11 protein-coding genes are annotated in these 11,787 nt (G+C 68.9%); 1 reads left to right on the forward strand and 10 read right to left on the reverse strand.

Features of this window, described 5'->3' with window-relative positions:
• Window positions 1-4: 4 nt before the first annotated feature.
• The 10 genes from WFI54_RS07635 to WFI54_RS07680 all read right to left on the reverse strand — a co-directional run bounded on the left by WFI54_RS07635 (window position 5) and on the right by WFI54_RS07680 (window position 10,608).
• On the reverse strand, window positions 5-1,102 hold the full coding sequence (locus tag WFI54_RS07635; RefSeq protein ID WP_336652184.1) for a site-specific tyrosine recombinase XerD: 1,098 nt from the start codon (window positions 1,100-1,102) through the stop codon (window positions 5-7).
• Window positions 1,102-1,788, reverse strand: coding sequence for an NUDIX hydrolase (locus tag WFI54_RS07640; protein ID WP_336652185.1), 687 nt, complete (start codon window positions 1,786-1,788; stop codon window positions 1,102-1,104). The genes WFI54_RS07635 and WFI54_RS07640 overlap by 1 nt, the downstream gene beginning before the upstream one ends.
• A 5-nt stretch (window positions 1,789-1,793) precedes the next feature.
• Window positions 1,794-3,488 (reverse strand): CTP synthase, encoded by a 1,695-nt coding sequence (locus WFI54_RS07645; protein ID WP_336652186.1) that lies wholly within the window; start codon window positions 3,486-3,488, stop codon window positions 1,794-1,796.
• A 55-nt stretch (window positions 3,489-3,543) separates the two neighbouring features.
• Window positions 3,544-4,806 carry an AI-2E family transporter gene (locus tag WFI54_RS07650; RefSeq protein ID WP_336652187.1) on the reverse strand — a complete coding sequence of 421 codons (1,263 nt, stop codon included), beginning with the start codon at window positions 4,804-4,806 and terminating at the stop codon, window positions 3,544-3,546.
• 25 nt (window positions 4,807-4,831) lie between these two features.
• Window positions 4,832-6,520, reverse strand: coding sequence for a DNA repair protein RecN (gene recN / locus WFI54_RS07655; protein WP_336652188.1), 1,689 nt, complete (start codon window positions 6,518-6,520; stop codon window positions 4,832-4,834).
• Complete coding sequence (locus WFI54_RS07660; protein WP_336652189.1) at window positions 6,517-7,449, reverse strand: NAD kinase; 933 nt, start codon at window positions 7,447-7,449, stop codon at window positions 6,517-6,519. Before WFI54_RS07660 ends, recN begins: the two co-directional genes overlap by 4 nt.
• Window positions 7,446-8,390, reverse strand: coding sequence for a TlyA family RNA methyltransferase (locus WFI54_RS07665; RefSeq protein ID WP_336652190.1), 945 nt, complete (start codon window positions 8,388-8,390; stop codon window positions 7,446-7,448). The genes WFI54_RS07660 and WFI54_RS07665 overlap by 4 nt, the downstream gene beginning before the upstream one ends.
• A complete protein-coding gene (locus tag WFI54_RS07670; RefSeq protein ID WP_336652191.1) occupies window positions 8,377-8,526 on the reverse strand; it encodes a hypothetical protein in 150 nt (49 codons plus the stop codon). The genes WFI54_RS07665 and WFI54_RS07670 overlap by 14 nt, the downstream gene beginning before the upstream one ends.
• 91 nt (window positions 8,527-8,617) lie before the next feature.
• A complete protein-coding gene (locus WFI54_RS07675) occupies window positions 8,618-9,658 on the reverse strand; it encodes an HAD-IIA family hydrolase (RefSeq protein ID WP_336652192.1) in 1,041 nt (346 codons plus the stop codon).
• Complete coding sequence (locus tag WFI54_RS07680; RefSeq protein ID WP_336652193.1) at window positions 9,658-10,608, reverse strand: hypothetical protein; 951 nt, start codon at window positions 10,606-10,608, stop codon at window positions 9,658-9,660. Before WFI54_RS07680 ends, WFI54_RS07675 begins: the two co-directional genes overlap by 1 nt.
• A gap of 9 nt (window positions 10,609-10,617) precedes the next feature.
• On the opposite strand from WFI54_RS07680, the gene WFI54_RS07685 reads away from it, so the two are divergent.
• Window positions 10,618-11,787: hypothetical protein (locus WFI54_RS07685; protein ID WP_336652194.1), on the forward strand; the 1,170-nt coding region annotated here is incomplete at its 3' end.

The following is an 11,787-nucleotide window of genomic DNA, read 5'->3' on the forward strand; positions in this document are numbered from 1 at the left end:
CGACTCACCGCGCTCGCGGATGCGACATGAGGTAGTGCTCTCGCAGCGTGTCTGCGGTGACCTGCGTGTAGATCTGCGTGGTGCTGACGGAGGCGTGTCCGAGCAGCTCCTGCACGGTGCGCACATCGGCGCCGCCGGCGAGCAGGTGGGTTGCGAAGGAGTGCCGCAGAGTGTGCGGTGACACTTCGGCTGTGATGCCTGCGCGTTCGGCGGCGGCGCGGATCACCAGCCAGGCGCTTTGCCGTGACAGCCTGCCGCCGCGCGGTCCCACAAAGAGCGCCGGAGTGCCGGCACCGTTCGCGGCCATCGCAGGCCGGGCGCGCACGAGGTAGGCGGCAAGCGCCTTCCCGGCGTAACTGCCGTAGGGCACGATGCGCTGCTTCGATCCTTTGCCGGTGACGCGCAGAAACCCGCCTTCGCCGAGCGCGCGCTCGGGGTCACCCCATGCGTCGCCGTTCCCTGGGGCGGCGAGCAGGTCGTCGATGTCGAGCGCGGTGATCTCGCTCACTCGCGCACCGCTCGCGTAGAGCAGTTCGAGCAGTGCGCGATCTCGCAGGGCGACGGGGGCGTCTGCTGCGGCGTCTTCTCCGCCGCCGGCCGCGGCGAGCAGCGCTTCGACGTCGGCTACGGGCAGTGCTTTGGGCAGACGCAGGGCGCGTTTCGGGGTGCGCACGCCACTGCCTGCGTGGCTTTCGAGCAGGCCTTCTTCGAAGAGGAAGCGGTGCATGCCGCGCACAGTGGAGAGCCTGCGGGTGATCGAAGCGGGGGCGAGAGGGGTGGGCACGCGGGTCGCGGCGGCGGTGTTCTCGGTGGCGGATCCGGATCCGCATCCCGTGCCTGCCGCGGCCTGGCCGCCGGCAGCGCCCGCCGGCCCCGGACCCGTGCCCGGCTCAGCAACGCCACCCCCGTTGAGTTCGGCGACGTAGGCCGACAGCGTATCGGGGGTGACCTGGGCGAGGTCGTCGATGCCGTGCTGTTCGAGCCAGGCTGCGTAGGCGGCGAGGTCGCGACGGTATGCGGCGAGGCTATTGGCAGAGAGCCCACGTTCGAGGGTGACGTGGCGCAGAAACCGTTCTGCGCCCTGCTGCGCGGTGACGCCCATCAGCGTGAGCGCGCGCCTCGCGCGGCCTCGCGGGCAGTCCAGGGCAGCTCGGGGTCGCGCAGCGTCGCCCAGTCGCCCGCGCGAGAGGCCCAGGCCGCGAGCGCAGCGCTGACGGTGACGGCGTTCTGCACCCGCCCGGCAAGCGCGGCCGCCACCACATCGTCGAGCGGCACCCAACGGGGCACGAGTTCGGCTTCTTCTTCGCCGCGCACGTAGTCATGCTCAACCACTGACAGGTCTCTCGCGAGGAAGATGCGCATGGCCTCGCTCGTGCCGCCCGGCGAGAGGTAGACGTCGAGCAGCAGATCCCAGCGGGCTGCCTGCACATCGGCCTCTTCGGCGAGTTCGCGCTGCGCGGCGCGCAGCCCTGCTTCGCCGGGGGCGTCCATGAGACCGGCGGGAATCTCCCAGTCTCGGTGCGCAATCGGGTGGCGGTACTGCTGAATCAGCAGCATCCTGTCGTCGGCGTCGAGCGCGACCACAGCAACGGCCCCGGTGTGATCGAGGTAATCACGGGTGAGCACTTCACCGCCGAACTCGAAGCGGTCGCGGCGCACATCCCACACGCGCCCCTGCACGAGCAGGTCGCTGTCGAGCACACGCACCTGGGCTGGCTGGTCGGCGAGGGGTGCGGATCCGCCATCGTTTCTGGCGGCCCACGCCGCCGCGCTGTCCTCACCGACCACGTGAACTACTCGGTCTCTTCGACCTCGAACAGCTGTGCGGCATCGCGGCGGTCGATTGCCGCCCCCACCAGGCCCGCGAACAGCGGGTGCGGGGTGCCGGGGCGCGACTTCAGCTCAGGGTGCGCCTGGGTGGCGATGTAGAAGGGGTGCACCTCGCGGGGCAGCTCGACGTATTCGACGAGTGCGCCGTCAGGGCTGGTGCCCGAGAACGAGAGGCCCGACTGGGCGATCTGGTCGCGGTAACGGTTGCTCACCTCGTAGCGGTGGCGGTGGCGCTCGCTCGCGCTGGGCGCACCGTAGAGCTCTGCCGCGAGGGAGCCTTCGGCGAGCGCAGCCTCGTAGAGGCCGAGGCGCATCGTGCCGCCGAGGTCGCCGCCGTCGATGATGTCGACCTGCTCGGCCATCGTCGCGATGACCGGCACGGGGGTCTCGGGGTCGAACTCCGTTGAGGAGGCGCCCTCGAGGCCGGTCACGTTGCGGGCGTACTCGATCACCATGCACTGCAGGCCGAGGCACAGGCCGAGCGTGGGGATGCCGTTCTCGCGGGCGAAGCGCAGCGCGCCGAGCTTGCCTTCGATACCGCGGATGCCGAAGCCGCCGGGCACGCAGATGCCGTCGACGTCGCCGAGCGCTTCGCGCGCCCCTTCGGGGGTTTCGCAGTTGTCGGAGGGCACCCACTTGAGGTTGACCTTCGTGGAGTGCGCGAAACCGCCAGCCCGAAGCGCCTCGGTCACCGAGAGGTAGGCGTCGGGCAGGTCGATGTACTTGCCCACGAGTGCGAGCGTGACCTCGCCCTTGGGCTGATGCACGGCGTCGAGCACGGGCTGCCAGCCGGTCCAGTCGACGTCGGTGGCGCGCTCGGTGAGACCGAGGTGCTCGACGATGGTCTGGTCGAGCCCCTGGTCGTTGAGCAGTCGGGGCAGGTCATAGATGCTGGGCACGTCGATGGCGTTGACCACGGCGTCTTCGTCGACATCGCACATGAGGGCGATCTTGCGCAGGTTGTCGTCGGTGACAGGGCGGTCGCTGCGCAGCACGAGCGCGTCGGGCTGAATGCCGATGGAGCGCAGCGCGGCGACCGAGTGCTGGGTGGGCTTCGTCTTCTGCTCACCCGAGGCACCCATGAAGGGGACGAGCGAGACGTGCACGAAGAACACGTTCTTGCGGCCCAACTCGTGGCGCACCTGGCGCGCCGACTCGAGGAACGGCTGCGACTCAATATCGCCGACCGTGCCGCCCACCTCGGTGATGATCACGTCGGGGCGGGGGTCTTCTTCTGACTGCAACCGCATGCGGCGCTTGATCTCGTTGGTGATGTGCGGGATCACCTGCACGGTGTCGCCGAGGTATTCGCCGCGACGCTCCTTGGCGATGACGGTCGAGTAGATCTGGCCGGTGGTGACGTTCGCGGCCTGCGACAGATTGATGCCGAGGAAGCGCTCGTAGTGCCCGATGTCGAGGTCGGTTTCAGCACCGTCGTCGGTGACGAACACCTCGCCGTGCTGGAAGGGGTTCATGGTGCCGGGATCGACGTTGAGGTACGGATCCAACTTCTGCATCACGACGTGCAACCCGCGCGCCGTAAGGAGATTGCCGAGACTCGCGGCGGTCAGCCCTTTACCGAGAGAGGAGACAACACCCCCGGTCACGAAGATGTGCTTGGTGATGCCGGTCTGGTCCGCGCGCTGCTCTGTTCCCACGGGCTTCGATCCTATCAGTTGAATGCGGGTATGCGTACGGGCACCTCGAAGACTGCTAGCGCAGCTCCTGCCTGGGCATCCACACCTGTTTGATGATCATGAGCACCATCGCCGTGACAGGAATGGAGATGAGGGCACCCAGCAGGCCGAGGAGCGTGCCGCCGGCGAGCGCGCCGATCACCACGAGCGAACCGGGCACCGACACCACGCGGTTCATGATGCGCGGCGTCAGCAGGTACGACTCGATTTGCATGTAGATCAGGTAATACGCGGCGGCGATGATTGCTGTCATCGGCGAATCGAAGAGCGCCACGCCCGACACGAGCACAGTGGCCAGCACCGAGCCGATGAGCGGGATGAGCGCGAGGAAGAACACGCCCACGGCCACCAGGCCGGCGAAGGGCACCCCGACGATGGTCATCATGACGAAACCGAGCACCGCGTTCGTGAAGGCGAGCACCACCATGCCGCTGACGTAGCCGCCCACCGACTTGGTCACCTGCTCGGTGATGTCGATCACCTTCGCGCGCCCCGAACGAGGCACGAGGGAGTAGAACGCGCGCTTCACGCTGCGCAGCGAGGCGAGCAAGTAGAGGGTGAGGATCAGCACGATCAGCCCGGCGGTGAGGCCGTTGGCGATGCCGATACCGGCCTGCCACACACCACCCGCCATCTGCGCCAGGTTCTGCGGATCGGCGATGAAGTTCTGGCCCATCTTCAGCAGGCCGTCGAAGTCGATGAAATCACCGAAGCGATGATTGATGTCGATGAACCAGGGCTGGTTGTTCAGGTCTCGCACCAGCGCCGGGGCGCTGCGCACGAGCAGGGTGACCTGGTTCGCGATCATCGGGATGATGATGCCCAGCAGCACGCCGATCACCAGCACAAAACTGCCGAACACGATGGCGATGCCGAGCGGCCGTTTGATGCCGCGTTGCTCCAGGCGGCGCACCACGGGGTCGAGGCCGAGGGCGATGAAGAGCGCAGCAGCCACGTACATGATGATGGTGCTGAGCTGCCCCACCATCGACCCGAACAAGAGCGCAACGAGCACACCGAGTGTGACTGTGAAGCCGAGCTGGAACGGACTGCGCACCACGAAGGCCCGCGTGTGCGATTTGGCTCGCTCCTCGCGAGCGTCGACCGCGGCTTCGCGGGCATCACGGTACATCTCGCGGGTTTCGGAGTCGAGCTGTTCGAGGTCGACGTGCACCACAGCAGGGTGCGTGTCGAGGTACTCGGCCTTCGCGGCCGCGTCGTCGCTCAGCGTCGGTTTTGCAGTGCCATCATGCGAGCGGCGGCTGAAGAACTTCACCATGCCTGGAGCGTAGCACCTGCCACCGTCACTGCTCGCGCAGCGCGAGCAGTTCTGCGGCGTGCTCGAGTGCACTCCCCGAGTCGCTGAGGCCGGAGAGCAGCCGGGCCATCTCTGCAAGGCGCTCTTCGCCGTCGAGGCGGCGGCAGCTGCTCTCGGTGAATCCGCCCGAGGAGTCTTTCACGACCTGCAGGTGGTTGTTCGCGAAGGCGGCGACCTGCGCGAGGTGCGTCACCACGATCACCTGCGACGATCGTGCGAGACGCGCAAGGCGGCGGCCGATCTCGATGGCGGCGGCGCCGCCCACACCGGCGTCGACCTCATCGAACACGAAGGTGGGCACCGGATCGACCCCGGCGACAACAACCTCGAGCGCGAGCATCACCCGTGAGAGTTCGCCCCCGGATGCCGACTTCGCGATGGGCCTCGGCTGAGCGCCCGGGTGCGGTGCGAGCAGCAACTGCACCTCGTCGCCGCCCGAAGCGCCGAGCGCATCGAGGGGGGTGACGCGCACGACGAACTCGGCGTCGGGCAGGGCCAGCTGCCGCAGCTCGACAGTGACGAGTGCGGCAAGCCGCTCAGCGGCGTCGGTGCGCAGCTCGGTGAGCCGGGCGGCGAGGGAGCGTTCCTGCTCGTCGAGCTGCGCGAGGCGCGCCGTGAGCTCGTCGATGCGCTCGTCGTCGCCGTCGAGCTCGGTGAGACGGCTCGCGGCGTCGGCCGCGTACGCCACAACGGCGGCCGAGTCGGTGCCGTATGCCCGGAACAGGCCGTTCAGGGCGGCAAGCCTGTCATTCGCCTGCGCCAGTTCCCCCGGTCCCTCCTGGTCGAGATCGGCGGCGTAGGCGGCGAGCTCGCGGGCGGCGTCGGCCAATTGGAAGCTCGCACTGCGCAGCGTCTCGAGCACGGCTTCGAGACGATGGTCGTGACCGGCGACGCGTTCGACCTCGCGCACGGCCTCATCGACGAGCGTGCTCGCGTCTCGGCTCATCGGGTCGTCGGAGTCGGTCGCGAGCGCCTCGTGCGCGGTCGATGTCGCCGCTCGCAGTGCTTCGACGTTGCTCAGCAGGTCGATGCGCTGCACCAGCTCCTGCTCTTCGCCGGCCTGCGGATCGACCGCGGCGATCTCCTCAAGCTCGGTGCGCAGGCGCACGGCCTCGGCAGCGCGCTCGTCTCTGGCCGCCGTGAGTTCGGAGACTTGGGCGCTCAGCGCCTGGCGCTCGCGATGCGCCGAGCGGTACTCGCGCAGCGTCTGGGCGAGCGGGTCGCCCCCGAAGCGGTCGAGGGTGTCGCGCTGTGCTGAAGCCGAGCGCAGGCGCAGCTGCTCAGACTGCCCATGCACCGCGAACAGACGCTCGGCCAGTCTCGCCAGACTGCCCACCGGAGCGCTCGTGCCGCCCACGCTCGCGCGGCTACGGCCCTCGGCGCTGACGGTGCGGCTGAGCACCAGCTCGTCGTCTTCGAGGTCGCCGCCGAGATCGTCGACGATCTCAGCAACCGCAGCATCGGAGGTGCGCACGATGCCGCCAACACGCGCCTGCGAGGCACCGCTGCGCACCGCACCGGCGTCGCTGCGTTCGCCCATGAGCAAACCCAGGGCGCTCACCACCATGGTCTTGCCGGCACCGGTCTCACCGGTGATCGCCGTGAATCCGGGCCCGAGCGGCAGGGTCGCGTCGGCGATCACACCGAGGTCTCTGATGTGCAGCTCTTCGATCACGCGGCGCCTCCGTTCTCGCGGCGAGAGCCGCGCCAGCCCGACACAGGGAGGTGGAACTTGCGCACCAGACGGTCAGAGAACACGGCCTCGTTGAGCCGGGCCAGCCGCACCGAGTGCGTGGATCGGCGCACGCGCACCACGGAGCCTGCCGGCAGCTCGGTGCGGCGCCGGCCGTCGCACCACATGACACCGGGGCCGATATTCTCGGGCAGGATGCGCACGCTCAGCTCGGAGTCGACGCCCGTCACGAGGGGGCGGTCGAAAAGCGCGTGGGCGGCGATCGGCACCATCAGCATGGCCTGCACGGTGGGCCAGACCACCGGGCCGCCCGCCGAGAACGCGTAGGCCGTCGAGCCTGTGGGGGTGGCGAGCACGACGCCGTCGCAGGCGAAGTTCGAGACGGGCAGGCCATCGACACCGATCTCGACTTCGAGCATGCGCCGCCGCTTCTCGACCGAGGCCTCGTTGAGCGCCCAGGTCTCGGCGATCACTTCACCGTCGCAGCTGGCCTGCACATCAACGGTCATGCGCTCCTCGACCTCATAGTCGCGGCGCAGCACCCGGTCGATGGTTTCGGCGAGGTCGTAGTTCTCCATCTCGGCGAGAAAGCCGACGTGCCCGAGGTTGACGCCCACGATGGGGCATTCGGATCCGCGCAGCAGCTCTGCAGCGCGCAGAATCGTGCCATCGCCGCCGAGCACGATGGCGGCCTCCAACTCGTGGATGCTTACCTCGCGGCCGAGTTCTGCGATGGTCTCGACGTTCAAGTGAGGCGCGAACTCCTGCCGGTCGTGCTCATCGAACACGGGCTCGGCGCCCGCGGCGCGCAGCGCCGACACGGCGGCGACGGTGGCCGCGACGGCCTCGTCTCGATGGGTGTGGGAGACGACGAGAAAGCGCCTCGTACCCGCTGCATGCGCAGTGCTCATGGCTCTCCGTTCGCTCGGTTGCGGGGACGGGCTCGGGCCGGCGATGCATCTCCGGCACCTTCGCAGAGTTCCGCGATCCGCCCCTCCCATTCTGTCGGATGCGCGTCGCCGTCGTCAGCGAAATGCACCAGGAATTCGCGGTTGCCCGAGCCACCCGAGAGGGGCGACGCTGTCAGGCCGCGGGCGGTGAGGCCGTGCTCGTGGGCGGCGCGTAGCACGGTGCGGATCGCCTCGGCCCAGAGCGCCGGATCGGTGACCACGCCATCGCGAACCCGGCCCACCTCGAACTGCGGCTTGATGAGCAGCACGACGTCAGCGCCGGGAGCCGCGCACTGGGCGATTGCCGGAAGGATCAGCGTGAGCGAGATGAATGAGAGATCGGCGACCACGAGCGTCGGCGCCTCGGACACGCCGGTATCGGCCGCGAGATTCTGCGAGGTGAGCTCGCGGGCGTTGCGCCCCTCGACGAGACGCACCCGGGGGTCCTCGCGCAGTTCGGGCACGAGCTGGTCGTGCCCCACGTCGATGGCCAGCACTGTCTTCGCGCCGCGTTCGAGCAGCACCTGGGTGAAGCCGCCTGTCGAGGCGCCGAGATCGAGCGCGAGCCGCCCAGACGGGTCGACGCCGAAGGCATCGAGCGCTGCGAGGAGTTTGTGCGCGGCGCGGCTTACGTAGTGGTCGGCGCCAACGACGGCGATCCGCGATCCATCACTCACTTTGGCGCTTGCCTTCGTGACGGTCGCGCCGTCGAGGAGCACGCTGCCTTCGGCGATCAGCTCGGTTGCCTGGCTGCGGGATCGTGCGAGACCCAGCAGCGGCAGCACGCGGTCGAGCCGCTGCGGTTCTCCCTGCCAGACCGCCTCCGCGGCCCGGGCGCTCGCGATTCGCGCAGCGCTCTCGCCGGGCACCGCACTCTCGGTACCTGCCTCAAGAGCCGCCATGATCGCCCCGCTGCAGTTCTGCGAGAAGCTCGTCGTGCAGCTGCTCGAACTTCGACGCGCGCTGCTCCAACGGCTGCGCCTCGATCACTTCGATGCGCCCGAGCAGTCCGTCTTCGCTGTGGGGCTCCCTGTCCATGCGTCAAGCCTAGCCGCGGCCACTGACACGCTCACGCACAGGGCACGCCGGCCTCGTCGAAGTCTCGACGGGCCGGCACACCAGCACGGTCTCAGCGCCAGTGATCCTCGTAGAGGATCTCGGGCACCTGCAGCCCGTAAATTGCGAGGCCGGATCCCCAGACCGCGGCGCATCCGGCACGCAGCAAGTTGATCGCCGAATCGCCCTCCGCGACAACACGCGCAATGTGCCCGTCCATGCGCACTTTGGCAGACCCCACCTGCATGGTGCCGTCTTTCAACCGCTCGGTGGTGGGGTAGGGCTCGTGCAGCTCGGCGAGTGTGGCCACGATGTAGTCGGGCTGCATGTCGCGCGACGCGGCGATGAGCTGCTTCGGCCTGTCGACGCCGGTGAGCACCTGCAATGAGGGGATTCCCGCCGCACGCGCGCCCTTGATATCGGTGTCGAGCCTGTCACCCAGCATGAGCGCGTTGCGCGTGCCGAAGCGGGTGAATGCGGCCTCGAAGATCGGCGTCTCGGGCTTGCCCGCGAACACCGGCAGCCGCTGCACCGCAGTGTGCACTGCCGAAACCAGCGTTCCATTGCCAGGTGCGAGCCCGCGGGCCACGGGGATGGTCCAGTCGGTGTTCGTGGCGATCCAGGGCAGCGGATCGCGGCCCGGCTGCTCCGCAAGCGCGAACGCCGCTTCCGCAAGGTGCGTCCACCCCACTTCGGGAGCGAAGCCCTGCACCACCGCGGCGGGATCGTCGTCGGCGCTGCGAGTCACCTCGAAGCCGGCTTTGCGCAGCTCGTCGACGAGGCCGTCGCCGCCCACGACCAGCACCCGCGAACCGGCGGGCACGGTCTTAGCGAGCAGCGCGGTTGCGGCCTGGGGTGAGGTCACCACGTCTTCGGCGCGGGCCCGCAGGCCGAGGCTCTGCAGGTGCTCGGCAACCGAGACGTCGGTGCGGGAAGCGTTGTTCGTGATGTACGCGAGGCGCGTGTGCTCTGCCGCGAGATTGAGCTGTTCGACGGCACCGGGAATGGCACCGGGCCCGCGGTACACCACGCCGTCGAGGTCTGAGAGCAGCAACTCTCGGCCCTCGATCGGCGCAGCGCCCAGAGGAGTGCGCTTCTTCCCGAACAGTGCCACTACGACCGCTCCTCGGTGCTCTCCGGCTGGCCGGCTTCGCCGATGCCTGCCTCTGCAAGCAGCTCGGCAACTTCAGCCGCGATGTCATCTTCAGTGGGCGAAGCGCTCTGCTCGGCATCCGCGTGATCGGTCTGCGCATCGGAGCCGTCAGCGTCAGCGTCAGCGTCAGCGTTTACCGCGTCGCTGTGCGCTGCGGCGTCGGCCTTCTCTGCTGCTTCTGCGCTCACTTCGGGTTCGAAGTGCTCCTCGGCGTCAGCTTCGTCTGCGGCGTCGATCTCCTCATGAGATTCGTGGATCTCGAACACCTCGAGCTCGTCGAGCGAGCCCAGGTGGTCTTGCAGGGCTCCTGCGGCACGGTCAGCGTGGCGGTACCACTCACGCGCTTCTTCATCTCGGCCGAGGTCTTCGAGAACCGCAGCGTAGGCGCCGAAGAGCTCTGGGCTCCAAGAGAAGGCACGCTGAGGGTTAAGCTCGGGGATCTCAAGTTCGAAGAGCGCCTGCTGGGTCTGTCCGAGGTCGAGTCGGGCACCGGACATCGCGATGGCGAGGTGCACACGCTGCTCGGTGTCGAGCTTCGAGGTGTCGGCTTCGAGGCCGGTCTCGAGCGCCTTCTCGGGGCGACCGAGGCCGCGCTCGCTGTCGACCATCAGTGCGAGGTGGCCGTCGAGCCCGCTCAGGCGGCGGTAGGTGCGCAGCTCGCGCAGCGCCAGGGCGAAGTCTCCGGTGCGGTACGCGGTGATCGCGAGCGTTTCGCGGGCGACGGGGATGCGCCCTGCACGTCGGCTCGCCGAGAGGGCGTGCTGGTGCGCGAGCGCGGGGTCGTCGTCGATGAGCAGCGCCACCATTGCCAGGTGGCGGGCGACGCGCTCCTGCACATCGGCCTGCAGCGTCTTCAGCTCGTTGCGAGCCGCCGGGTGCAAATCATTGGGCCGAATGTCATCGGGGATCACGGGATCCTGATGCTCCGCGCGCACGGGCCGCAACTCGTGCTGGAGGCGCTCGGCCTCTGTGTACTCGCGCTCACGGCCGCCGCGGTCGCTGCGGCCGCCTCCGCGGGTGCCGCCACGACCGTAGCTCTCCTGGCGACCCCCCTGCGGGCGGTCGCCACGGAAACCACCGTCTCGGCGATCGCCGCGGTTGCCGCGGGAATCGCCGTCACGCCGGAAGTCACCATCGCGCCGGGGCGCACGGTCGTCGCCATCGCGGCGGGGGCGGCGTTCATCGCGGAAGTCGCCGTCACGACGGGGGCGGCGCTCCTGTCCACCGTCACCACCACGGTAGGGGCGACGGTCTCCACCACCCTGGTACCCGCCGTGACGGTCATCGCCGTCACGGCGCGGGCGCCGATCATCGCGGAAGTCACCATCGCGGGAGGGACGACGCTCTCCCCCACCCTGGTACCCGCCGCGCTCGCCGGAGCGATCATCACGACGATCACCGCGGAAGCCGCCTTCGCCGCCGCGATAGGGGCGACGGTCCCCGCCACCCTGGTACCCACCACGCTCGCCACCGCGACGGTCATCGCCGTCACGGCGGGGGCGGCGGTCATCACGGAAGTCACCTTCACGACGGGAGCGGCGCTCCTGGCCATCTTCGCCACCACGGTAGGGGCGACGCTCCCCCCCACCCTGGTACTCGCGACGCTCGCCGGAGCGATCATCACGACGATCACCACGGAAGCCGCCGCCGTCGCGCTGCTGGCGCTGATCGTTGCGGAAGCCACCTTCGCGGCGGGGCGCACGGTCATCCCCGTTGCGCTGCGGGCGGCGGTCATCACGGAAGTCACCGTCTCGGCGGGGTCGGCGGTCATCGCGATCGCCGAAGTCACGGCGCTGGCCGCCCTCGCGACGCTGACCACCATCGCGCTGACCACCGTCACGGTAGCCACCGGCACGGGGTTGCCCGTGGTCGCGACGCTGGTCGTCGTTGCGCTTTCGGGGGCCGCGATCCGCGGATTCGTCCCGCTGGGGTCGTTCGTTCATGGAAGGCCTCCCGAAAAGTGCGCTATCGAATTGCAAGTCTTTAAATGGGTAGAGGGTCGCACGGTGAGCACCTTCTGTGGTGTTCACGGTACGACCCTCTGTAAAAGGTGTCCGGCGGTGTCCTACTCTCCCACGAGGTCCCCCTCG

This window comes from Leucobacter sp. MMO-125 (assembly GCF_037148395.1).
Lineage (GTDB): Bacteria > Actinomycetota > Actinomycetes > Actinomycetales > Microbacteriaceae > Leucobacter.